The sequence below is a fragment of the Janthinobacterium sp. TND4EL3 genome, from assembly GCF_900156175.1.
Classification (GTDB): Bacteria; Pseudomonadota; Gammaproteobacteria; order Burkholderiales; family Burkholderiaceae_D; genus Janthinobacterium.
Map to the genome: position 1 here is coordinate 278,509 of NZ_FTMV01000004.1, position 22,352 is coordinate 300,860.

General features: G+C 62.7%; 18 protein-coding genes. 15 read left to right on the plus strand and 3 right to left on the minus strand.

What is annotated here, in order from left to right:
- The first annotated feature begins 7 nt into the window (after positions 1 to 7).
- From BXA07_RS09470 to BXA07_RS09505, 8 genes are all read left to right on the plus strand, one after another.
- Positions 8 to 1,348 (plus strand): phenylacetate--CoA ligase family protein, encoded by a 1,341-nt coding sequence (locus tag BXA07_RS09470; RefSeq protein ID WP_076567557.1) that lies wholly within the window; start codon positions 8 to 10, stop codon positions 1,346 to 1,348.
- A 179-nt stretch (positions 1,349 to 1,527) separates the two neighbouring features.
- Positions 1,528 to 3,774: a heparinase II/III domain-containing protein gene (locus tag BXA07_RS09475; RefSeq protein WP_139335505.1), complete on the plus strand. Its 2,247-nt coding sequence runs from the start codon at positions 1,528 to 1,530 to the stop codon at positions 3,772 to 3,774.
- Positions 3,775 to 4,281: 507 nt separating this feature from the next.
- Positions 4,282 to 5,334 carry a glycosyltransferase family 4 protein gene (locus BXA07_RS09480; RefSeq protein ID WP_076567558.1) on the plus strand — a complete coding sequence of 351 codons (1,053 nt, stop codon included), beginning with the start codon at positions 4,282 to 4,284 and terminating at the stop codon, positions 5,332 to 5,334.
- Positions 5,331 to 7,313, plus strand: a complete 1,983-nt coding sequence (locus BXA07_RS09485) for a heparinase II/III family protein (protein ID WP_076567560.1) — start codon at positions 5,331 to 5,333, stop codon at positions 7,311 to 7,313. The genes BXA07_RS09480 and BXA07_RS09485 overlap by 4 nt, the downstream gene beginning before the upstream one ends.
- Positions 7,314 to 7,340: 27 nt before the next feature.
- The gene (wecB, locus tag BXA07_RS09490; RefSeq protein WP_076567561.1) at positions 7,341 to 8,456 is read left to right on the plus strand and encodes a non-hydrolyzing UDP-N-acetylglucosamine 2-epimerase; all 1,116 of its coding nucleotides are present in this window, start codon (positions 7,341 to 7,343) and stop codon (positions 8,454 to 8,456) included.
- The gene (locus tag BXA07_RS09495; protein ID WP_046682608.1) at positions 8,453 to 9,190 is read left to right on the plus strand and encodes a WecB/TagA/CpsF family glycosyltransferase; all 738 of its coding nucleotides are present in this window, start codon (positions 8,453 to 8,455) and stop codon (positions 9,188 to 9,190) included. The genes wecB and BXA07_RS09495 overlap by 4 nt, the downstream gene beginning before the upstream one ends.
- A gap of 51 nt (positions 9,191 to 9,241) precedes the next feature.
- Entirely contained in the window at positions 9,242 to 10,522 is a 1,281-nt protein-coding gene (locus BXA07_RS09500; protein WP_076567563.1) for a nucleotide sugar dehydrogenase, read from the plus strand.
- Positions 10,523 to 10,771: 249 nt separating this feature from the next.
- Positions 10,772 to 12,202 carry a mannose-1-phosphate guanylyltransferase/mannose-6-phosphate isomerase gene (locus tag BXA07_RS09505; RefSeq protein ID WP_076567564.1) on the plus strand — a complete coding sequence of 477 codons (1,431 nt, stop codon included), beginning with the start codon at positions 10,772 to 10,774 and terminating at the stop codon, positions 12,200 to 12,202.
- Here the strand turns inward: BXA07_RS09505 and BXA07_RS09510 are convergent.
- Positions 12,190 to 12,795: a serine O-acetyltransferase gene (locus BXA07_RS09510; protein WP_076567566.1), complete on the minus strand. Its 606-nt coding sequence runs from the start codon at positions 12,793 to 12,795 to the stop codon at positions 12,190 to 12,192. The genes BXA07_RS09505 and BXA07_RS09510 overlap by 13 nt on opposite strands.
- A 242-nt stretch (positions 12,796 to 13,037) precedes the next feature.
- Between BXA07_RS09510 and BXA07_RS09515 the strand changes: the two genes are divergently transcribed.
- The 3 genes from BXA07_RS09515 (at position 13,038) to BXA07_RS09525 (ending at position 15,422) form a co-directional block, all read left to right on the plus strand.
- Positions 13,038 to 13,592 (plus strand): FxDxF family PEP-CTERM protein, encoded by a 555-nt coding sequence (locus BXA07_RS09515; RefSeq protein WP_076567567.1) that lies wholly within the window; start codon positions 13,038 to 13,040, stop codon positions 13,590 to 13,592.
- 78 nt (positions 13,593 to 13,670) lie between these two features.
- Positions 13,671 to 14,249, plus strand: coding sequence for an FxDxF family PEP-CTERM protein (locus BXA07_RS09520; RefSeq protein WP_083708127.1), 579 nt, complete (start codon positions 13,671 to 13,673; stop codon positions 14,247 to 14,249).
- 228 nt (positions 14,250 to 14,477) lie between these two features.
- Entirely contained in the window at positions 14,478 to 15,422 is a 945-nt protein-coding gene (locus BXA07_RS09525) for a TIGR03790 family protein (RefSeq protein ID WP_244556233.1), read from the plus strand.
- Here BXA07_RS09525 and BXA07_RS09530 read toward each other — a convergent pair.
- Complete coding sequence (locus BXA07_RS09530; RefSeq protein WP_083708128.1) at positions 15,376 to 16,221, minus strand: PEP-CTERM sorting domain-containing protein; 846 nt, start codon at positions 16,219 to 16,221, stop codon at positions 15,376 to 15,378. The genes BXA07_RS09525 and BXA07_RS09530 overlap by 47 nt on opposite strands.
- A gap of 467 nt (positions 16,222 to 16,688) precedes the next feature.
- On the opposite strand from BXA07_RS09530, the gene BXA07_RS09535 reads away from it, so the two are divergent.
- From BXA07_RS09535 to BXA07_RS09550, 4 genes are all read left to right on the plus strand, one after another.
- Complete coding sequence (locus tag BXA07_RS09535; RefSeq protein WP_076567572.1) at positions 16,689 to 19,682, plus strand: ExeM/NucH family extracellular endonuclease; 2,994 nt, start codon at positions 16,689 to 16,691, stop codon at positions 19,680 to 19,682.
- Positions 19,683 to 19,692: 10 nt separating this feature from the next.
- Positions 19,693 to 20,331: an NF038129 family PEP-CTERM protein gene (locus BXA07_RS09540; protein WP_076567574.1), complete on the plus strand. Its 639-nt coding sequence runs from the start codon at positions 19,693 to 19,695 to the stop codon at positions 20,329 to 20,331.
- 182 nt (positions 20,332 to 20,513) lie between these two features.
- Positions 20,514 to 21,227 carry a winged helix-turn-helix domain-containing protein gene (locus tag BXA07_RS09545; RefSeq protein WP_076567575.1) on the plus strand — a complete coding sequence of 238 codons (714 nt, stop codon included), beginning with the start codon at positions 20,514 to 20,516 and terminating at the stop codon, positions 21,225 to 21,227.
- Entirely contained in the window at positions 21,224 to 21,895 is a 672-nt protein-coding gene (locus BXA07_RS09550) for a LuxR C-terminal-related transcriptional regulator (RefSeq protein WP_076567577.1), read from the plus strand. The genes BXA07_RS09545 and BXA07_RS09550 overlap by 4 nt, the downstream gene beginning before the upstream one ends.
- Here the strand turns inward: BXA07_RS09550 and BXA07_RS09555 are convergent.
- Entirely contained in the window at positions 21,892 to 22,305 is a 414-nt protein-coding gene (locus tag BXA07_RS09555; RefSeq protein ID WP_170909632.1) for a protease inhibitor I9 family protein, read from the minus strand. The genes BXA07_RS09550 and BXA07_RS09555 overlap by 4 nt on opposite strands.
- Positions 22,306 to 22,352: the final 47 nt, after the last annotated feature.

Below are 22,352 nucleotides of genomic sequence, written 5' to 3' on the forward strand. Positions count from 1 at the left end.
ACACTGAATGAAGCAAAATATAAAAAAAGAGCTGTTTTATGGCCTTCGTTCGCTGCTGCGCGATAACTTTTTAAGCCGGCATCTGCTGGCGCGGCTGCGCCGCAATGCGCAACTGGATCAGGCTGGCATGGATCGTTTGCAATTGAAATTGTTGCACGCGACTTTGCAATGTGCGATCGACAAGTTGCCTTATTATGGGCATATCGACAGGGCTTTTTCCGTCGGCGATGCCTTGCAGGTGCTGCAGCGCGACTTTCCCATCATCGACAAGGGTACCTTGCTCGCCAACCGGGCAAACTTGTATCCGAACGGCGGCAGGGCCAGGCGCTGGTACAGCGTCGGCAAAACCAGCGGCACCACGGGTACGCCGTTGACGATCTTCCGCAGCCCGCTATCCGTGCTGTACGAGATGGCCTTTGTATGGCGGCACTGGGAATGGAACGGTTTTCGCCGCGGCGCACGTAGTGCCGTACTGCGCGGCGACGTCGTCGTGCCGCAGTCGCGCGAAGTGCCGCCATTCTGGTTTTACAACCGCTATGACAAACAGTTGCTGATCTCCTCGCGCCATCTGAAGGAGAGCTATATGGCCGCGATATGCGATCAGCTCGACGCGTATGCCCCGGCCATGCTGCAAGCGTATCCATCGACGGCCTACACGCTGGCGAGCTACCTGCAGCGCCAGCAGCGTTTCCTGTCCATTCCCCTGGTATTTACCAGTTCCGAACCTCTGTATCCGCATCAGCGGGCGCTGATCGAGGAGCGCTTGGGCGCACACGTCAGCGATATGTACGGCATGGCCGAGCGGGTGGCGTTTGCCAGCGCCTGCCAGTTCGGCGCCATGCATGTGAATGCCGATTACGCGTATGTTGAAATTGTCGATGAGGATGGGCAGCCGACGACGGATTTCGGCTTTGTAGTCGGCACGACGCTGCATAACCACGTCATGCCGCTGGTGCGCTACCGTTTGTCGGATCGTGCGCGCTGGAAGGCGGGAAGCTGCGCGTGCGGGCGGCCCTTCCCTGTGCTGGAAGAAATCAGCGGCAAGTACGAGGATGCGATCTTTGGTGGGGATGGCCAGCCCGTCAGCCCGTCCGTGCTGACCTTTGCCTTCAAGGGCGTCGAACATATCCTCAAATCCCAGGTGGCGCAGGTGGCGCAGGACCGTTGGCAGATCCGCATCGTGCCCGCGCCCGCCTTTTCAAAATTGCAGGAACAAGCGCTCATTGATAATATCCGACAGTTGGTAGATAAGGATATCATGGTCGAAATTGTATTAACGTCGGATATCGCCAACACATCTTCTCTTAAGTTCCGCTGGGTAGTTAATGAGCATGAAAAAAACAGGTGAAAATGCGTATAATAAAATTCCGGGCGTCAACTCCAAATTGAGGCCTGTCCAGGTCTCTTAAATCTTGCGTTGCATCACAAATATTTTACGCTGCAATTTAGTTTATCTTGCCAGCCTTATCACACCTACTTTTTCAAGATCGGTTCCGATCTTATTGCCGTTGCCTCGGAGGCTAAATTATGAAACTCTTTCCCGTGATGCTGCCAATATTGCTGGCATCTGGTGTGTTGTCGGTCGCCGGGCCGGCGCATGCCGACTGGGTGCAGTCCCTCGATCCTGTCGTGGTCGCGCCTGCACCGACAAACCTGCAGATTCAAGCGCAAAATCCCCCCACGTTTACGTGGTCGCGCCATATTTCGGCGCCGGCATCGTATACGGTCGAAATCAAATCGGCCAGCGGCGCGGTCAGCACGTACACGTCGACCCGTAACTGGTTGCTGCCTAGCCAGATGTTGCCGCTCGGTAGCTATTCCTGGCGCGTGCGCCCCACGCCGACCGTGGAATGGTCCGATTACCGCAACTTCACGATCACGACCGCCTCGGCGCCGTTCGTGGTGCCGGAAAATGCGGAGTTGCGCGCGCGCATCGCTAAAACTGCGCGGCCGCGCAGTTTGCAGGGCCTGCCTTTGTATAGCGCCTGGAGCGCGCCGCTCAAGGCCGAGCGCAACGCCGCCATGCTCAAGATGCGCTCCGAAGTCGACTGGGTGACCGTCAAGCCTGGTGCTGGGGTGCAGGATTCAAACTGGACGCTGCAGACGGGTTCCGTGCTGACGGCCGCCAACGTTGCGCAAACTGCCGATATCCGTGCGCTGGTGTCGGCAAATGGACGCCAGCTGGAAGGCGCCTCCCTGCTGTACCGTTTGACGGGCGAGCAGAAGTATCTGACCGAAGCGCTGTACCGGGGCGACATGCTGGCCGCGCTCGATCCATATGGCCCGACGAGCTATGTCAACCAGGACCAGGGGACGCGCGTCATCGCGTTGACGCTGATCAAGGCCCTCGATACGCTGGGCAGCGCTGTCGAGGGTACGCGCCGCGCCACCTGGCTCAACGTCGTGCGCTTGCGCACCAACGATATCTACGCCGATCTGGCGGGCAGCAATGGCCGCATGGATCAGTACCCGTTCGACTCCCATGGCGGCACGAATCTTGGTTTCCTTGCCCTTATTGCCACCTTGTCGCTCGGTGAAATCAAGGAAGCCGATGCCTGGTTTGATTTTTCTTTCCGCGCCTACGCGGCCGCCTTCAGTGCCTGGAGCGGCCCGGAAGGCGGCTTTGCCAATGGTACGGCGTATGCGCAGTACACGGCTGATCTGGCCCTGCAGGTATGGCAGCCGCTGGCCAGCGCTTCCGGTATAGATATGTTCAGCAAGCCTTGGTCGTCCGGTTTCGTGCGCTATTTCATGCACTTCGTGCCGCCCGGTACGCCGCGCCACCTGTTTGGCGATGAATCGGAAGTGGTGCCCACCTTTGCGGTGCTGAAAGCCTTCGTGTCGCATTATGCGACTCCCGAGGCGGCATGGTATTTCCGTGCGCTGCCCGTGGAAATGGACGCGCTGACCTTGCTGCAGGCACCGTACCCGCTGCCCGTCTCGTCGGTCAGCACGCCGCTGCCGCCAGAAAATGCCCGCTTGTACCCGAGCATAGGCTGGGCTGCCATGCACAGCAGCATGGCTGACAACGGACGCACCTCGCTGTATTTCAAATCGAGCCCGTATGGCTCGTATAACCACAGCCATGGCGAACAGAACAGCATTGTCCTGGTACGCAACGGCGTCGCGCTGCTGGGACAGTCCGGTTATTCCGACTATTATGGTTCACCGCTGTCCAGTACATGGTATCGCCAGACGCGGGCGCACAATGCCATCACCTTTGACGGCGGCGTGGGCCAGGCCATCGATGGCTATACGCCGCAGGGCTACACCAAGACCAAGGCCTATGGTGGCAAGATCACGGCCTTCTCGACCACGCCACAACTCGATTATGTGGAAGGCGATGCCACGCCGGCGTACGGCGGCGCCCTGACGCAGGCGGTGCGCAAGGTCTGGTATTTGCGCGGCGTCAATGCTGCGGTGGTTGTCGACGCCCTGGCGTCGGCCACGCCGCGCAAGTTTGAATGGAACTTCCATTCCTACGTGCCGATGCAGACAGGCGAGAATGGCAAGGTGATCGTGACCAAAGATGGACAATCGGTGTGCCTGATCCCCGTGTCGACGGGAATGCCGATCGCCTTCGAGAAGCGCACTGGTCCTCCACCGAAAGCGGGCACCGTGGAAGACCATGGCGCGTTTGTGAATACGGTTCTGCAACTCAAGGCCGAATTCGTGGTCGTGCTCGATGTCGGCTGCAGCAATCCTGCGCCCGTATTCGATCCCGTTGCGCGCACGCTCAAGGTGGGGGCGCAGACGGTAACGATACCGAAATGACTGCCTGCCCGACAGCCGGATCAGCTCGCATCAGAAAGTTCGGTGTGGGATTGGTTTAGAAGCTGCACACAGTGGTTGAGCAAGTTATGGGCGCGTTTTTTTGCCGATCCCCTGACGCTCTCCTGAGATGTATCAACCTCTCCGTCCATTGCTGGCGGAGAGGTTTTTTTTTGCGGCCGGGCAGTGCCTGCCTGCCGGCAAACCAATGTGGAGAGAAAACGACAAATTTCCATGCGTCATGATTTATCCTGAGTGCAGGATTTTAAGAGGCGTGCAGACAAGAAAAGCACCGTGTTGCGGTTGACAATTGTGATAATGAATGCAATGATTGTGTTGTTTTAACATTATTTTTTTATTAGCGTTATTACACGCGAATAAAGTATTTTTTTGCAAGTCGCGTGTATGTCTGGCATGAATTTGATCTGGGAGATGGTAAATGGGTGAGTTACTGGCCATGGTGGGTCGGCCTGGGACGGCGGCGTGAGTGAGGAAAGGCCGCAGGCATTGATGCTGGGCACCTCACCGGAAGGCAAGGGCGGCGTGGCGGCCGTCGTTTGCGTCCTGCGGCGCGAGGGTTTTCTCGACAGGCATGCGGTGCGCTATGTCGTCACGCATGCTGAGGTGCAGGCCATGGGCAAGCTCGCCCTTGCCTTCAATGCCTTGCGCCAGTTGCTCGCGGTGCGCCTGACCGGGGTGAAACCGCTCGTGCATGCGCATTGCTCGTCGCGCGCCAGTTTCTACCGCAAGTCGGTCCTGCTGGCGCTGGCCCGCGCCATGGGATGCAAAACCATCTTCCATTTGCACGGCGGCGAGTTCCGCCAGTTCACCATGGATGAGGTGGGCCCTGTCGGCCGCTGGTGGATCCGGCACACCCTCGAAAAAAGCTCGGCCGTGATCGGCCTGTCGCCTTCCTGGGCCGAATTCCTGCAGGCCTTCGCGCCGCGTGCGGCCGTGCTGGTCGTGGCCAATTCGGTCAAGTTGGCCAGCCTGCCCCCCGTGCTGCCGGAAGAGGATGGGCGTCTGCTGTTCCTCGGCCGCGTGGAAAAGAAAAAAGGGGTCTTTGAGCTGATCGAAGCCGTGGCCGTCCTGAGCGCGCAATTTCCCCACCTGCGCCTGGTATTGGGCGGTGAGGGCGCACTGGCCGAAGCGCGGGCGCGAGCCGCTGAGCTGGGTATTGCCGACCGGATTGAATTGCTTGGATGGATAGATCCGGTAGAGAAAGCCGCGGAAATGGAGCGCGCCAGCATTTTCGTGCTGCCCTCGTACCATGAAGGTTTGCCCATGGCCATGCTTGAAGCCATGGCTGCCCGCAAGGCGGTGGTGGTGACGGCCGTTGGCGGCATCCCCGAAGCGGTGCAGGATGGCGTCAATGGCTTGCTGGTCGAGCCGGAGAGTGTCGCGAGCCTGGCTGGCGCATTGCAACGATTGCTGGCCGACAGGCCGCTGCGCCTTCGCCTGGCGGCGGCGGGGCGTGCCACGGTCGAACAGCGCTTCGATACCGAACTGATGCTGGAAAAGCTGGCGACGCTGTATGCGCGCCTCGATGGAGCGGCGCAATGAGTGCAGCAACGAATGTGGCGCGCGCACGCACCAGCCGCCTGGGCTGGCTGTGGAACCGGCTGCGCTGCATGCCGCCAGGCGAGCCCTTGTATCGGCTGCGCCAGATGGGGCAATCGCGCCTGTTACGCCATGGCCTGCTCAGTACGGCCATCCCGGTGCCGCTGAGAGAAGCTGGCGCCGCCGCGCCGTATGTGGCGCCGCGGATGGCGGATGCGGCACCTTATCTGCGCGAAGCCGAGGCGATCATGGCGGGTGAGGTGGTACTCTTCGCCACAGCGCATTTCCAGGTCGGCGCATCGCCGCGCTGGAATACCGATCCCCTGACCGGCGTGACGGGGCCGGCTGGTTTCAGTCTTGCTCTCGATATTACCGACCGTGCCAGCGTAGGCGACATCAAGCACGTGTGGGAGCTGAACCGCCACCTCCATCTGGTACGGCTGGCGCAGGCCTGGGCCCTGAGCGGCGACGTGCGCTACCGCGATGCGCTGGCGGGGCAGCTGGACACGTGGCTGGAACAGTGCCCGCCGTTGACGGGTCCGAACTGGACCAGCTCCCTGGAACTGGGCATCCGCCTGATTAACTGGAGCCTGATCTGGCACATCATGGGCGGCGGCAGCGGCGCCCTGTTCACGGGGGAGGCCGGGGCACGGCGGCGTTCGCGCTGGCTGGACAGTATTTTTTCCCATTGCCAGTTTATCCAGCGTCACCTGTCGCGCCACTCGTCGGCCAATAACCACTTGATCGGTGAATTGGCCGGCCTGTATGTCGCTGCGCAGACCTGGCCGTGCTGGGGGCACAGTGCAGCCTGGCGCGACCAGGCCGCGCGCGAACTGGAACAGCAGGCCCGGTTGCAGCATTCGGCCGATGGCGTCAACCGTGAGCAGGCGTTCGCCTACCAGGTATTCGCCGCCGAATTCCTCGTGCTGGCCGGCTTGAGCGGTGCACATGCGAAAATGCCGTTCAGTGACGGCTACTGGCAGATATTGCAGCGCGCTACGCATTTCCTGGGCGCCGTGCGCGATGTCGGCGGCCATGTGCCGATGGTGGGCGACGCCGATGACGGCATCGTCTTTCGCCTGGAACCCGGCACGGCGGGCGACCGGCCGGCCATGCTGCTGGCGCTGGCCGATGCGCTGTGGGGGGGGCAGGCGCCATCCGCTGCTAGTGCAACAGCGCAATGGTTGCTTGGCGGTAGGGAACGGCCTGCGATACCTGCGGTCGATGGACGGGCCAGCGACTGGAATTTTGCCGACGGTGGCTATCTGCTGTTTGGCACGCATTTCGGCCAGCCTGCTGAAATCAAGGGCATGCTCGATTGCGGCCCGCTTGGATACCTGGGAATCGCGGCGCATGGGCATGCCGATGCGCTGGCGCTGACCCTGTCGATTGCCGGCGAGGAGTGCCTGGTCGACCCCGGAACGTATTCGTATTGGCAGGAGTTGCAATGGCGCGATTATTTCCGCGGCACCTCCGCGCACAATACCCTGCGGGTCGACGGCCTGGACCAGTCGGTCAGCGGCGGCCGCTTCATGTGGTTGCGCAAGGCGGCTAGCCGCGTGCTGCAGATGCCGCAGGATCCCGCGCAGTTCGTCTTTCGCGGTGCGCACGACGGCTATATGCGCCTGGCCGACCCCGTGCGTCACGTGCGCAGCGTGCAATTCGATGGGGCAAAGCGGCGCCTGGCCGTGCAGGACCGCGCCGAGGCACGCCAGGCGCACCGCCTGGAACAGTTCTGGCATTTTGCGCCCGGCCTGTCGGTGGCGCTGGAAGGGGAGGTGCTGGTGGTGTGCGGCGCGCGTTTCCGGCTGGAAGGCCGGTTTGCCGGCAGCCAGTTGCGATTGCACCTGTCGAGCGCCAGCGAGCAGCCGCCGCTGGGCTGGTATTCGCGCCACTACGAAGTTAAAGTTGCTTGTACGACATTGTGCGTCACTGCCGCGGGCAGTGAAATCGCGGCAGAATTTACGATGGCATTATTTTAGACCTTATTCACGTTGAAAGAACATTCGATGCCCACCCTCTATCTGGTTGCCGGAGCGCGTCCCAACTTCATGAAAATCGCGCCTATCGTGCGCGCCCTGCAAGCCCATGGCGGGCTGGGATTCAAGATCATTCATACAGGCCAGCACTATGACCGCGAAATGAACGACGTCTTCTTCGAGGAGCTGGGCATCCCCCAGCCCGACGTCTTCATGGGCGCCGGCGGCGGCAGCCATGCGCAGCAGACGGCCAAGATCATGCTGGCCTTCGAAGAGCTGTGCCTGGCCGAGCGTCCCGACGCCGTGCTGGTGGTCGGCGACGTCAATTCCACGCTGGCCTGTTCTATCGTTGCCAAGAAGCTCAACATTCCCGTAGCCCATGTCGAAGCGGGTTTGCGCAGCGGCGACATGACCATGCCAGAGGAAATCAACCGCCTCGTTACCGACAGCATCAGCGACTGGTTTTTCGTCACGGAGCCCAGCGCGCTGGAACACCTGCGGCGCGAAGGCAAGCCTGATGCGGCCGTGCACTACGTGGGGCATGTGATGGTGGACAACGTGCTGTACCAGGCCGACAAGCTCGGCACCGGCACCGGCGTCGCCGCCGACGGCGAGGGGGCGCTTTTCAAGGCAGCCCATGCGGGCGCCGGACAGCGCTACGGCGTGGTCACCCTGCACCGCCCCAGCAACGTGGACAACGCGGAGATGATGCAAACGATCGGCGGCGCGCTGCGCACGATCGCGCAGGACTTGCCGCTGATTTTTCCCGTGCATCCGCGCACGCGCGCCAACCTGGACAAGTTCGGCATCGACCTGGGACCGAACGTGACCCTGGTGGGACCGCAGGGATACATGGCCTTCCTGAACCTGTGGAAGGATGCCTGCATGGTGCTGACCGACAGCGGCGGCTTGCAGGAGGAAACCACGGCGCTGGGCGTGCCTTGCCTGACGATCCGCGAAAACACCGAGCGTCCCGTCACCGTCGATGAGGGCAGCAATGTGCTGGTGGGAACAGATCCGCAGCGTATCGTGTCCGAGGCCGGCAAAATCCTGCGTGGCGAAGGCAAGCGCGGGCAGCGTCCGCACCTGTGGGATGGCAAGGCCGCCGAACGCATCGTGGCCGTGCTGGCCGCACAGCTGCCATGAGCGCCCGTATCACGATGATGGGCTGCCAGATTGACAATCTGACGATGGAAGAAACCTTGCAAAAAGTCGAGGGTTTCATCCAGTCCGGCCATCCCCATCAGCATGTGGTGGTGAATGTGGACAAGCTGGTCAAGGCGGAACGCGATGCCGAATTGCGGCGCATCATCAATGACTGTGCGCTGATCAATGCCGATGGCATGCCGGTGGTGTGGGCCTCGCGCCTGCTGGGCAAGCCGCTCAAGGAGCGCGTCGCGGGCGTCGATTTGTTCGAGGCGCTGATGCGCCGTAGTGCCGACAAGCAATGGCGCGTGTATCTGCTGGGCGCGCGCGAGGAAGTCGTCAGCGAGGTCAAGCGTCTGTACGAGCTGAAGTATCCGGGCTTGACCGTGGCCGGCTACCGCAATGGCTACTGGAGCGCGGAGGAGGAGCCTGGCGTCGTCGCGCAGATCACGGAGGCACGCGCCGACCTGCTGTTTGTCGCCATCAGTTCGCCCAAGAAGGAACACTTCCTGGGGCAGTACCAGGGACAGATGAAAATCCCGTTTGCCATGGGCGTGGGCGGCACCTTCGACGTCGCCGTCGGCCGCGTCAAGCGTGCGCCTGTCTGGATGCAGAAATCGGGACTGGAATGGTTTTATCGTTTTTTACAGGAACCGCGCCGCATGTTCCGGCGCTACTTTATCGAAGACATGGGCTTTATCCGCCTGTTCTTCAAGGAAGCGCTGCGCCGCTAGGCGCCATCGCCGAATAACGGTTTCCACCTTTTTTGGATTGAAAGTATTGTTATGACTACTATTGCCGTGATTGGCCTCGGTTATGTCGGTTTGCCTCTCGTTGCCGAATTCGGCAAGCAGGCGCGCACCATCGGCTTTGATATTGTGCAAAGCAAGGTCGACAGTTGCCTGCGGGGCGTCGATCCGTCGCGCGAGCTGAGCGACGAGCAGATGGCCGCCGCCGTGCATGCCGAGTACTCGTCCGACCCCGCCATTCTGGCGCAGGCCGACATCATCATCGTCGCCGTGCCGACGCCGGTCGACGTGGCCCACAGCCCCGATTTCGGCCCCCTGATCGGCGCCAGCAAGAGCGTCGGCCAGCACATGAAGAAGGGCGCCATCGTCGTCTACGAGTCGACCGTGTACCCGGGCGCGACCGAGGAAATCTGCATTCCCGTGCTGGAACAGGCGTCGGGCATGCAGTGGAAGCGCGATTTTTTCGTCGGCTATTCTCCTGAGCGCATCAACCCCGGCGACCGCAAGCACATGCTGACGAACGTGGTGAAAGTGGTCTCGGGCGACACGCCGCAGACACTGGAAACGGTGGCGGCCATGTACGAGTCCATCGTCGAGCCGGGCGTGCACCGCTGCTCCAGCATCAAGGCGGCGGAGGCGTGCAAGGTGATCGAAAATACCCAGCGCGACCTGAACATCGCGCTGATGAACGAACTGGCGATCATCTTCGACAAGATCGGCATCGATACTTCCGAAGTCCTGACGGCGGCCGGTACCAAGTGGAACTTCCTGAAGTTCAGCCCGGGCCTGGTGGGCGGGCATTGCATCGGCGTCGATCCGTATTACCTCACGCACAAGGCCGAGACGCTGGGCTACCATCCGCAGGTCATCCTGGCCGGCCGTCGCATCAATGACGGCATGGGCAAGTACATCGCCGAGCAGACCATCAAGAACATGATTGCCGCCGGCAGCTATATCAAGGGCGCGCGCGTGAATGTACTGGGCTTGACGTTCAAGGAAGATTGCGCCGACTTGCGCAATTCCAAGGTGGGCGACGTGATTAACGAACTCAAGACTTATGGCGTGGAAGTGTTCGTGCACGATCCGTATGCCGATGCCGAGGAAGCCATGCACGAATATGGCGTGCGCCTGTTTGCGTGGGATGAGTTGCCGCGCGCCGATGCCATCGTCGCTGCCGTCTCGCATCGCGCGCTGACAGCGCTGCCCGTGGAAGACTTCCAGCAAAAGCTGATCAAGGGCGGCTGCTTCATCGATGTGAAGGCCTGTTTTGACGAAGCGGCGTTGCGCGCCGTGGGCATCAAGGTCTGGCGCCTGTAATCGTCGCCGGGCGGGACGGCGGGGCAGGCTGCCCCGCTGGCTCCCGCGATGTGCATCTCTTTTGCACTGTATCAACTCCTCCCTCGTGCACCCGCCGTACACTGGACCTGGCCATCCGCCCGGGGCCGGCGGCGCCTTGAACGACGCACCTTCGAAGCCGGTTCCGGACTGCCGTACAGGTGGTCGCAAGGTGGCGCTGTGCTGGCACGCCCTTGGCGGCGTGCGTCTTTCAGTCGACCGGAGCCGGACATGAAAATCTACCCAGTGATCCTGTCGGGAGGCGCCGGTAGCCGTCTGTGGCCGCTGTCGCGCCAGGCGCTACCCAAGCAATTATTGCCGCTGCTGTCGCAGCAGACCCTGCTGCAGGAAGCCGTGCTGCGCGTGCGCGAACTGGGCCATGCCGCGCTCGAGGCCATGCCGCCGCTGCTGGTCTGCGGCAATGAGCATCGCTTCATGGTGGCGGAGCAATTGCGCCAGATCGGCGTGTCGCCGCTGGCCATCGTCCTGGAACCGCTGGCACGCAATACGGCGCCAGCAGTGGCCGCGGCCGCACACTATCTGCTGGCGCGTGATGCCGAGGCGATCATGCTGGTCTTGCCTGCTGACCACTGCATTGCCGATGTGACCGCGTTTCACCAGGCAGTCGGGCAAGCGGCTGCGCTGGCCGAGGCCGGCGAGCTCGCCACCTTTGGCATCGTGCCTACCGCTGCGGAAACCGCATATGGCTATATCCTTGCCGGCGCATTGCTGGCCGGTTCGCCGCAGGGCCGCGAAGTCGAGCGTTTCGTGGAAAAACCGGACCTGGCGACGGCGCGCGGCTTTCTTGCCGACGGACGTTATCTGTGGAACAGCGGCATGTTCATGTTCCGTGCCGCCAGCTTCCTGCGCGAGTTGCAGCAATTCGAACCGGCCATGCAGGCGGCGTGTGCCGCCGCAGTGGCAGGCGGCTGCCGTGACCTCGACTTCTTTCGCCTGGCAGCGGATGCCTTTTCGTCCTGCCGCAGCGTTTCGATCGACCATGCCGTGATGGAACACACGCGCCGCGCCGTGGTGCTTCCCGCCGCCATGGGCTGGAGCGATATCGGTTCCTGGTCCGGCTTGTGGGACGTGTTGCCAGGCGATGAACAGGGCAATGTCGTGCGCGGCGATGTTTATCTCGATGGCGCCCGCAACTGCATGATACGGGCCGAAAGCCGCATCGTGGCCGTGCTGGGGGTACAGGACCTGGTGATCGTGGAGACGGATGACGCCGTCCTGGTGGCGCGGCGCGATCAGGGGCAGCGCGTGCGGCAAGTGGTCGAGCACCTGGAGCGCCATGGGCGCACCGAGCACGTGCAGCATCGGCTCGTGTACCGTCCCTGGGGCAGTTATGAAGGCATCGACGTGGGCGAGCGATTCCAGGTCAAGCGCATCGTCGTCAATCCAGGCGGGAAGCTATCGTTGCAGATGCACCATCACCGTTCCGAGCATTGGGTGGTGGTGCGCGGCACGGCGCGCGTCACGTGCGGCGAGACGGTGCGCCTGCTGACCGAAAACGAATCGACCTATATTCCGCTCGGCATGGTCCACCGGCTGGAAAATCCCGGCAAGCTGCCGCTGCACCTGATCGAGGTGCAGACGGGCGCCTACCTGGGCGAGGACGACATCGTGCGCCATGCGGATGCGTATCAGCGCGCCTGAGAGGCTGGCGCGGCGAGCGGCGCCGCATTCATGACGTCGGGAACGCAGTCGCTGGCGATGATCTTGCCGGGATTGCCCGCGACGATGGAAGCGGGTGGCACATCGGCCAGGACCACGGTGCCGCCGGCGATGCGGCTGCCCTGCCCGATGGTGATCGCGCCGGTAATGATGGCATGGGGGCCGACCCAGACCCCATCCTCCAGCGTCGGATAGGCGCTGCTGCGCTGGTCAGGGGCGGTGATGCGGTCACGCCGGCCCAGGGTCGCCCCGTGCAGCAGGGTGACATTGCTGCCGATGATGGCGCCAGGCGAAATGACGGTGCCCCAGCCATGCGTCAGGGCGAAACCGGGACCGACCCGGGTCTGCCAGGAAAAGTCGATCCCCGCACGGCGGGTGGCGCTGCGATGCAGCAGCTTGCAAAACGGTAGCAGATACTTCCATGGTGCGCGGGCGTCGCGCGCGGCCTGGCACAGGCGCATGGTGACGATCGCGCGGAAGGGACGGCTGCCGGCAGCCCCTTTCAGCGTCAGGCGCCAACCGCTGCGCCCGTACAGACGGTAGGTATCGGCGTGCAGTGCCGTCCAGGTGGGCATATGACTTCCTTTTCTTGGGATGATGCGTCAATGTGATGAAATTTTGCCAATTATAACCGCTGCATCCGCCTTCCATGATGGCGCGGCGGACGATAATTTTCCCTTATATTTTGATGCCATAAAGAAACTTTTCATTGAAAAAGAAATAACGTAAAAAATTACTTTATGCTATTATCCTTGCTGGTTTGATTATATAAATTCATGTGGCCGCGTTGCGGCCACAATTTTGCCTGTGGAGTCGCATGAAGAACAATACACGCCCTATTTTGGCTGTCCTGGCTTTTGCTGGTTCGGTACTGTTGTCGCAGGCGGCGACCGCGGCTGTCGACATCAGTTCCTTGCCAAAAGCTGTCAAGCTGGACAACGGCGGTTCGCTGACGTTTGGCGACAAGTTCAAGAACAATCAGCAGGGCGGCTTTTTCAGTGATGTGTTTACGTTCAATGTAACGCAGCCCAGCGCGCTTAACGTCATTCTGACTTCGCAAAGCACCAGCGCCCTGACCGGCTTGAATCTGACGGGCTTTGGCCTGTACAGCAGCGTCGGCGATACCTTGCTGCATGGCGGTACCCAGGAGCTGAGCGGTGCGACTGACAAATGGAGCCTGTCGTTCACGCACCTGGCCGCCGGCGCGTATTACATGAAGGTCAGTGGCGATATCGTCTCCACCACCGGCGCCACGTTCAGCGCGAATGGCAGCCTGGTATCGGCCGTGCCCGAGCCTGAAACCTATGCGATGCTGCTTGCCGGCTTGGGCTTGCTGGGATGCATGGCCCGCCGCCGCCAGAAGTCCGCCTGAACACGACACCCTGTCGTGACGCTATAGTCCCTTTCCCGCGGCTCGCTTGCCTTGGCCGCCGTTATTTTGGTGAAAAGTATGCATAAAATATTGAAATCCCTGCTCATGACCGTGGTGCTCTCCGCTGCCAGCCTGGGCGCCCATGCCGCACCCGTTGACCTGAGCCATGCACCGGTTGACCTCACGCAGGACTTGATCGACTATTCCAGCGGCGAACTGTTTGCTTCGTTTCGCCTGGGGGCCGGCCAGCTTGCTGGCGCCGGAAATAACTTTTTCAGCGATAAATTCCTGTTCACTCTGACGGGTGCCCATGATTTCAGCGGCCTGGCAACCTCGCTCAAGCCGAGTGCCAATTCCGGCCTCACCCTGACGGGATTTAGTCTGAGCAATGCCAGCGGCGTGGTGCTGCATGGCGCGCTCGACTTGCTCAATTTCACGGCGCAAGACCAGGCCTGGGTGCTGAACAGTGGCAAGATGCCGTTGCTGGCGGGCACTTATTTCCTGCAGGTCGATGGCTATGTTGCTTCCGCATCCGGCGGCAGCTACAGCGGCAATGTCTCGGCCAGCGCGGTGCCGGAAGCTGACGCCTACGCCATGCTGCTTGCCGGCCTGGGCCTGATGGGCTTTGTGGCGCGCCGGCGCAAATTGCAGGCCTGAACGCGCCGGACATCGGCAGCGACAAGAAGCGGAAGCCATGGCTTCCGTTTTTTTTGCTGCGTTACAGTGGCATTTCCGGCGCTATAATGGGCTGTCTGGCCCGACGGTCGTGCCGCGAGCCTTCCGACTCATCTTTCTGGCAGCCATCCATTGCATACTCCACTGCGTTTTTTTCCCGTGTTGCTGGCGGCTCTTTCCTCGGTGCCACAGGCTGGCGCGGCACCAGGATTGCAGCCTGCGCATCTGGCGATCATCATCAATGATGCGGAACCGAATAGCGTGGAGGTGGGCGAGTACTACCGCCAGTCGCACGACATTTCGCCTGCCAACGTCGTGCATGTGAATATTCCGAACCGGCCGCGCAAACTCAGCGCCGAACAGTTTTCCCAGCTCAAGGAGCGCATTGAGGCCCAGCTCAAGCCCGAGATTCAGGCGGTGCTGATGGTCTGGAGCGCCCCGTATGCGGTCGAGTGCAATTCGATCACCTCCGCATTTACCCTGGGATATGACATGGCGCAGTGCGTCAAGACGTGCGATCCGGGCAAGCCCAGCGCTTATTTCAACAGCAGCGTGGACAGGCCCATGACCCAGATGGGCATGCGCCTGTCGATGCTGTTGCCCGTCGATTCCGTGGACGATGCCAAGGCCGTCATCAAGCGCGGCACAGCCAGCGGGTTTGCCGTGCCGGCCGCCGGTGCCTATTACCTGACTACCAGCGACGCCGCGCGCAATAGTCGCGCGGCATTCTTTCCGCCGTCCGGCATGGTGCGTCAGCGCAAGCTGACCGTCACGAACATGCATGCCAACAGCATCGAAGGTGTCCAGAACATCATGGTGTACCAGACCGGCGTGGCCAATGTGGCCAAATTGGACACCCTGCGCTTCTTGCCCGGGGCGCTGGCCGATCACCTGACGTCATTCGGCGGCGATTTGCAGGGCAGCGGGCAGATGAGCAGCCAGCGCTGGCTGGAAGCTGGCGCGACGGCCAGCTACGGTACGGTGAGTGAACCGTGCAATTATTGGCAAAAATTCCCCAATCCTACCGTACTGCTGCGCCGCTACCTGAGCGGCATGACGGCGCTGGAAGCATATTGGGGTAGCGTGTTGTGGCCGGCGCAGGGGCTGTTTATCGGCGACCCGCTCGCCGCGCCCTATATGGTCTACCGGCGCTGAGCGATGAGCTGGCACCGCCCCTGGGGCATGTCGGCGAGGCGGGACCCGCTTCGCGGGCTTTGACGCCGCGCTTTCTGCGCGCCGCGAATGCCACCAGACCCAGGCCGGCGATCAGCATGGCATAGGTTTCCGGCTCGGGCACGACGGTGACAGGTGGTTTGGGAATGCCGATGCCGCTATTGCCGCTATCGATTCCGCCTGTCGCGCCGCCGCCGCCCACGCCGGATCCACCAGCCGGCGAGCCGGTGCTGCGCGAGGCGGACGTAATCAGCGGTGCATAGGTATCGGCGCCGGTGGCGCCCTGGTAGGCGCGCCCCGGTCCGCGGTAGCCAGCCGCGCCATCGATCGGCGGGAACGCCTGGCTGGTAACGAAATCGCGGGTGCCAAACTGATAGCTTCCCGTGTCGCGCGGCGGACGGGCACGCGTGCCGCCGGCCGCATCGCCTGCATCGGCAAACTGATTGCCCAGGCGGTGGCCGCCGTTGCCAAATTGCGTGTTACGCAATTCCTGGTCCGAAGCGCCGCTGCCAAATTCCGGCGGTGCGCTGGTGCCGTCGTTGATGCGTGCACCGAAGCCGATGAAGCCATCGACAAGGCTGCAAGCACTGTACGTACTATCGAGGTCGGCGTCCTTCGCCTTGCCGCCCGCGTTGTTGGCCGCTCCCGTGGCCTGGCAACGTTTCTCGTCGCCGCTGGTGCGCTGGGCGCCATTTTGCGCTTGCGCCGTGCTCGTCGCCAGCAACAAAACACTGCAGGCAAACAATGAAACGAATTTGAATGGGGTGGCTGGCTTTAACATTACTGACCTCTTGAAAATGCATTCCGAGCGCGACGCGTATCGCCAGGCGCTGAGGATGTAATTGATGCGTACGCTGCCAGTGCGACATTGTTCGTGCACGGGCAGCATGGCAGCTGAAGAGCCTGGCATGGATGGGGCCTGCTCAATCTATTTGTGTTGCTAGGTTTTCAAAGTTGCTATTGGCTTATCAAGAATCAAACTTATTTGCCTGAAATATATCATATTTTTCCAGGCGGCGCCTCTTTTATCGTGCCACCGTGAACATTTTGTTGCTTATTGACTACTAAAAAAGTAGCTGCTTGCGCTTGGCTGACGGGGCACTTACGCCATTCGGCTTAATCAAATGTCATCAAGTCGTCATCCCCGGCCTTTAATATACAAATAACAAGTCTGAAATACTTTTGTTAATTGTGGTGCGCCGGCCGGCATATGGGTGCGGCGCCATTTATTTACCGACCGGGATACTCATGCACACCTCGTTCTCTCCCTTGCGCACGCCCCTGCGCCTGACCGTCATGGCTGCCTTGCTGGCCAGCCTGTCCGTGCCGGCGCTGGCCGCTTCCGATGTCGTCATCAGCCAGGTGTATGGCGGTGGCGGCAATAATGGCGCGCTGTACCGCAACGATTTCATCGAACTGTTCAACCGCGGCGCCAGCCCCGTGAACCTGAGCAACTGGAGCGTGCAATACGCGTCCGCCGCCGGTTCGACCTGGGCCGTGACGGCCTTGCCCGCTATCGATTTGCAAGCTGGCCAGTATTTGCTCGTCCAGCAAGCCAAGGGCACGGGCGGCACGCAGGACTTGCCTACGCCGGACGCCACGGGCAGCCTGGCCATGTCGGGCACGGCGGGCAAGGTGTTACTGAGTAATAACAAGACGGCCCAGACGGGCACCAGCCCCACGGGCGCGGCCGTCGTCGACCTGGTGGGTTTCGGCACGGCCAACGGCTTTGAAGGCGCTGCGGCGCCCGCACCATCGAATACCCTGTCGATCGCGCGCGCAAACGGCGGCTGCAGCGACACGGACGATAACAGCGTGGACTTCGCCGCCGGCAGCGTGACGCCGCGCAACACCGCTTCCGAACGCCACGTCTGCGGCGGCCCCGTCGTGCACCAGATCACGACCAGCTGCCCCGCCAGCCTGGCGCTGGCGCTGGGCAGTGGCGGCAGCGCCGTGCTGCGCGCGTCCGACGTCGATGGCGTGGTAAATGCTGCTATCTTGAGCTCGCCAGCCGTGGCCGGCATCAGCCTGGTCAATTTCAGCGCGGCCGGCGTGGCGGGCGACAGCGCCAGCGTCAATTTGGTGGTGGCCGCCGGCGTGCCGGTGGGCAATTATCCTGTCATCGTCCAGTTCGGCAACGACCAGCAGCAAACGGCGTCATGCAAGGTCGACGTGGCCGTGCAGGGCCTGGCCGCCGTCAGCCACACGATCCCGCAAATCCAGGGCAGCGGTGCAAGCAGCCCCTACGCCAATTCCGTGCAGACGACCGAGGGCGTCGTCACCCTGAAGGTGGGTACCGGTTTCTTCATGCAGGACGCGGCCGGCGACGGCGACCCGTCGACCTCGGACGGCATCTTCGTCTACACGGGCGCGACGGCCACGACGGTGCAGCCGGGCGAACTGGTGCGCGTGACGGGCACGGTGTTCGAATACACGCCCACGGGCGCAAAAAATTCCTACACGGAATTGAAGGACGTGACGGCCATCCTCACGCAAAGCGCCGGCCACGGCATCGTGCCGACGAATGTGACTCTGCCGAACGACAATCTGGCTGCCGTGGAAGGCATGCTGGTGCGCTTCACGCAACCGTTGACCGTGTCGCAAAACGCCTACCTGGGCGCGCGCGGCGAGCTGACCCTGTCGGCGGGACGGCGCGAAGTGCCGACCAACCGCCATCCGGCCGGCTCCGCCGAGGCGCAAGCCTTGATCGCGGCCAATGCGAACAACCTGATCGTGCTCGATGATGGCATTTTCGTCACGCCGCCGACGATACCGTATATCGGCCAGGATAACACCGTGCGCAGCGGCGACACGGTGTCCGACCTGACGGGCGTGGTGGATTTCGGCGCCATCGGCGGTGGCGGCGCCGCCTATAAATTGCAGCCGACGCAGACGCCGCAATTCTCGCGCGACAACCCGCGCACGGGCAGCCCGGAACTGCCATCCGGCAACGTCAAAGTGGCCAGCGCCAACGTGCTGAACTTCTTCACGACCTTTACGAATGGCAACAATGTCTTTGGCCAGACGGGGCAGGGCTGCACCGTGGGTTCCTCGACCAGCAAGAGCAACTGCCGCGGCGCCGACAATCTGGCCGAATTCGTGCGCCAGCGCGACAAGATCGTGGCCGAACTGAAAGCCATCGACGCGGACGTGGTGGGCTTGATGGAAATCCAGAACAATGGCGAAACGGCCGTTAGTTACCTGGTCGAACAGCTCAACGCGGCCATCGGCGGCGTCAGCTACGCCGTGGTGCCGAAACCGGCCGCCACGGGCACGGACGCCATCCGCGTGGCCATGATCTACAAGCCTGCCAAGCTGGGCCTGGTGGGCGGCGCCCTGTCGGATGCCAACGCCATCAACAACCGTCCGCCGATGGCGCAAACGTTCAAGGCCGCCAACGGCGAGAAATTCTCGCTGATCGTCAATCACCTGAAATCGAAGGGCAGCTGCCCGTCGGGCGGGCTGGACGCGGACCAGAACGATAGCCAGAGCTGCTGGAACGCCACCCGCGTGCAGCAGGCCCAGCGCCTGGTGGGCAGCTTCGTGCCGCAGGTGGCAGCGGCCGCCGGCGACGCGGACGTGCTCGTCATCGGCGACTTGAACTCGTATGGCGCGGAAGACCCGATCCAGGTCATCACGGGCGCCGGCTTCGTCAATGAACTCGAACGCTTCGTGCGGCCGTCCGGCATGCCGTATTCCTACGTGTTCGGCGGCCAGAGCGGCTATCTCGACCATGCGCTGGCCAGCGCTTCGCTGAGCCCGCAAGTGGCTGGCGTTGCCGAGTGGCATGTGAACGCGGACGAGCCGGAAGTGATCGACTACAACATTGACTCGGCCAAGCCGCAAGACCTGTACAACGCCTTGCCCTACCGCGCCTCGGACCACGATCCCGTCGTCATCAGCCTGGACTTGCAGCCCGCCTACCGCGACATCACGGCGGCCGTGTCGGTCAACAGTTCGGGCTTGACGTACAACCGCGCGACGCAGAAATACACGGGCACGTTTGCCTTCAGCAACACGGGCAGCAGCGCCTTGCACGGCCCGTTCCAGGTGGTGTTTGGCGGCTTGCCGGCTGGCGTGACCCTGGCCAATGCCACGGGCAGCCATGCGGGCGCCGCCTATGTCACCGTCAACGCGGCCAGCCTGGCGCCGGGCGCGACGGCCTCGTTCGCCGTCAGTTTCAGCAATCCGTCGAAAGTGACGATCAATTACTCCGCCAGCATTTTCGCCGGCAACTTCTAAGGACTTGACCATGTTGACAACGAAATTCAGCCTTGCCCTGCGCCGCGCCGTCCTGACCGCCTTGCTTGCCGGCAGCTCCAGCCTGGCGCTGGCGGACCCGCTCGGCTACCGCGTGGAAATCGACACGCGCCAGTTCTCGGGCGCCGGTTTCCTCGACTTCGCCTTTATTGCTGGAAATAGCCCCGCGCCGGGCGCGACGGCCACCCTCAGCAATTTCTCGGGCGCATTTGGCGCGCTGGCGTCGCAGGAAGGCAATGTCAGCGGCAGCCTGCCCGGCACCTTGACCTTCGGCAATAGCGGCGCCTACAACGACTGGTTTCACAACGTGACCCTGGGCGGCAAGTTCGGTTTCAATATCGTCTTTGGCGGCGATTTCCTGCACACGGCCGGTAACGCGGGCACGACGTTTGGCGTGGGCTTGCTCGACGCCTCCGGCATGGCCTACCTGGGCAATGTGGACGGCAATCTCGTGCAATTCGAATTGACGCCGCTCAATGGCGGCATTCCCGCCAGCATTGCCGGCAGCACCTATGCCGGCATCGCGTCGATCTCGGCCGTGCCGGAAGCCTCGGAATGGATGATGCTGACGGGCGGCCTGGCGCTGATCGGCCTGGCCCTGCGCCGCCGCCAGCCCGTCGCACGCGCATAGTATTGCCAAGCGGGACACAGCGCGCCTGCGGGCCGCTGTGTTGCGTCCATTTAGTCGCAATAGCTATAAATCTGGAAACTAAATTGTATTGGTCACCGTTTTGTGCTTGATGCATAGTGAAAAACTTGTCGAGCCGTCTAGTTTTTTGACGGTCCACGCCAATTTTTCCGGAGGATGCATCGATGCCTGGCCATATCCTGGTACTGGACCCTGCTCCCGCCATGCAGGCGCTGCTGGCGCATAACCTGGCCGGCGCCGGTTATCGGGTCAGCTGCGCCCTCGATGCGCGCGGCGCACTGGCGCTGCTGGCGGCCGACCCGCCCGACGTGCTGCTGCTGGAATGGGAGTTGCCCGATGCGTCCGGCATCGCGCTGCTGCGCCAGGTGCGCCAGGATGGCCAGCTGTGCGACATGCCCATCATCATGGTCAGCGCGCGCGACAGCGAGCACGACAAGGTGCTGGCGCTGGAAAGCGGGGCCGACGATTACCTGTGCAAGCCCTTCGGTCCTCGTGAAATGCTGGCCCGCGTGCACGCGCTGCTGCGCCGGCGCGCGCCATCGGCCTCGCGCCCAGGCGCAAACACGGCCGGCGCCACCGCCTTGCGGCTCGATCCGCATACCTTGCGCGTGACGGCCGGCAGCGTGCCCGTCAGCCTGGGCCGCGTGGAATTCAAGCTGCTGCATTTCCTCATGAACCATCCGGGCAGGGTGCACAGCCGCGCACAACTGCTGGACCAGGTGTGGGGCCATGCCGCCTATCTCGACGAACGCACGGTCGACGCCCATGTGGGCCGCTTGCGGCAGGCTCTGCTGCCGGGCGGTTGCGGCCACTGCATTGAAACCGTGCGCGGCAGCGGCTACCGCTACCTGGCATTTGACAGGGCCGTGTGCGCATGATGCTGCTGACGGGGCGGGAACAGGAATACCTGCTGCATGCGATTCTGGGCGCGCACGGCATCGCCGCGCCCAGCGATTTCTTCCTGTGGAGCCAGGGGCCGCTGCAAACGCTGTTGCCGCACGACATATTAATGTGCGCGCAGCTGGGTGCCGGCGGGGCCGTGCTGCGCAGCGAGGCCTGGCACAGCGTCGTGCCCGATCACGCGCAGTTGCGCGAGCGCCAGGGCCAGCTGGCACGCCTGGCGCTGGCCTGGCGCGCGGGCGGCCAGAGGGCGGGCGTCATCGACGGCGCGCTGGTGCACGGCAGCGTGGGCGAGGGGGGCGGCAGTTTTTTTGCCCTGTTCGCCACGGGGACCGTGGACGCGGCGCGCCACGCGTATGCGCTGGAATTACTGCTGCCCTACCTGCACGTGCACTGGCTGGCGCTGCCAGGCAGCCAGCCGGGGTTCCCGGGCGGCCTGGGCGTCACGCGCGCGGCCAGTGCGCGCGAACTGGAAGTGCTGCATTGGGTGCGCGAGGGCAAGAGCAATGACGAGGTGGGGCAAATTCTCGGCATCAGCGGCGCCACCGTGAAAAGCCATTTGCAGCGCATCTACAAATTACTCGGCGTGAGCAACCGCACGCAGGCCGTCTCGCGCGGCATCGCACTGCGCCTGCTCGGCCATTAGCGCTGGTCCTGTATTTTATGATGGCCATTGGTGCCGTCCTCCTGCGTGTGTTCGACGGTGCCGGGCGACACCTGCGCCACGTCCGGGCTCGCTTGCAGGCGCGCCACTTCGGCTGACGTCAGCATGGCGGCAAAGCCGTTGAAGGCCACCGTGTAGCGGTATTGCACCGGGGCATCGGGCACCAGCGCCAGCACGGCGCGCTGCCGCGCTTCCAGTTGGGCCGTGTAGCGCCGCGCGGCCTCGCTGTGCGTATCGAGCCCATGCACGCCGTCCGCCTGCGAGGCCAGCGGCGGCGCGTTCAAGCGCACCAGATAGGGCAGGCGCGCGGCAGCGGCCTGCGCCGCGACAGGCAGGGCATGGATGCTGGCCATGCCGGCCACGATGGCAATGCTGAGGCGAAATGCGGACACGCCAGCTCCCTTGGCGCGTCGCGCCCATACGCCGATTGTACGCGCGT

Excerpts from the sequence above, each read along its gene's own strand:
- BXA07_RS09470 (WP_076567557.1), top strand. The coding sequence starts at position 8 with ATGAAGCAAAATATAAAAAAAGAGCTGTTTTATGGCCTTCGTTCGCTG.
- BXA07_RS09475 (WP_139335505.1), top strand. The coding sequence starts at position 1,528 with ATGAAACTCTTTCCCGTGATGCTGCCAATATTGCTGGCATCTGGTGTG.
- BXA07_RS09480 (WP_076567558.1), top strand. The coding sequence starts at position 4,282 with ATGCTGGGCACCTCACCGGAAGGCAAGGGCGGCGTGGCGGCCGTCGTT.
- BXA07_RS09485 (WP_076567560.1), top strand. The coding sequence starts at position 5,331 with ATGAGTGCAGCAACGAATGTGGCGCGCGCACGCACCAGCCGCCTGGGC.
- wecB (WP_076567561.1), top strand. The coding sequence starts at position 7,341 with ATGCCCACCCTCTATCTGGTTGCCGGAGCGCGTCCCAACTTCATGAAA.
- BXA07_RS09495 (WP_046682608.1), top strand. The coding sequence starts at position 8,453 with ATGAGCGCCCGTATCACGATGATGGGCTGCCAGATTGACAATCTGACG.
- BXA07_RS09500 (WP_076567563.1), top strand. The coding sequence starts at position 9,242 with ATGACTACTATTGCCGTGATTGGCCTCGGTTATGTCGGTTTGCCTCTC.
- BXA07_RS09505 (WP_076567564.1), top strand. The coding sequence starts at position 10,772 with ATGAAAATCTACCCAGTGATCCTGTCGGGAGGCGCCGGTAGCCGTCTG.
- BXA07_RS09510 (WP_076567566.1), bottom strand. The coding sequence starts at position 12,795 with ATGCCCACCTGGACGGCACTGCACGCCGATACCTACCGTCTGTACGGG.
- BXA07_RS09515 (WP_076567567.1), top strand. The coding sequence starts at position 13,038 with ATGAAGAACAATACACGCCCTATTTTGGCTGTCCTGGCTTTTGCTGGT.
- BXA07_RS09520 (WP_083708127.1), top strand. The coding sequence starts at position 13,671 with ATGCATAAAATATTGAAATCCCTGCTCATGACCGTGGTGCTCTCCGCT.
- BXA07_RS09530 (WP_083708128.1), bottom strand. The coding sequence starts at position 16,221 with ATGTTAAAGCCAGCCACCCCATTCAAATTCGTTTCATTGTTTGCCTGC.
- BXA07_RS09535 (WP_076567572.1), top strand. The coding sequence starts at position 16,689 with ATGCACACCTCGTTCTCTCCCTTGCGCACGCCCCTGCGCCTGACCGTC.
- BXA07_RS09540 (WP_076567574.1), top strand. The coding sequence starts at position 19,693 with ATGTTGACAACGAAATTCAGCCTTGCCCTGCGCCGCGCCGTCCTGACC.
- BXA07_RS09545 (WP_076567575.1), top strand. The coding sequence starts at position 20,514 with ATGCCTGGCCATATCCTGGTACTGGACCCTGCTCCCGCCATGCAGGCG.
- BXA07_RS09550 (WP_076567577.1), top strand. The coding sequence starts at position 21,224 with ATGATGCTGCTGACGGGGCGGGAACAGGAATACCTGCTGCATGCGATT.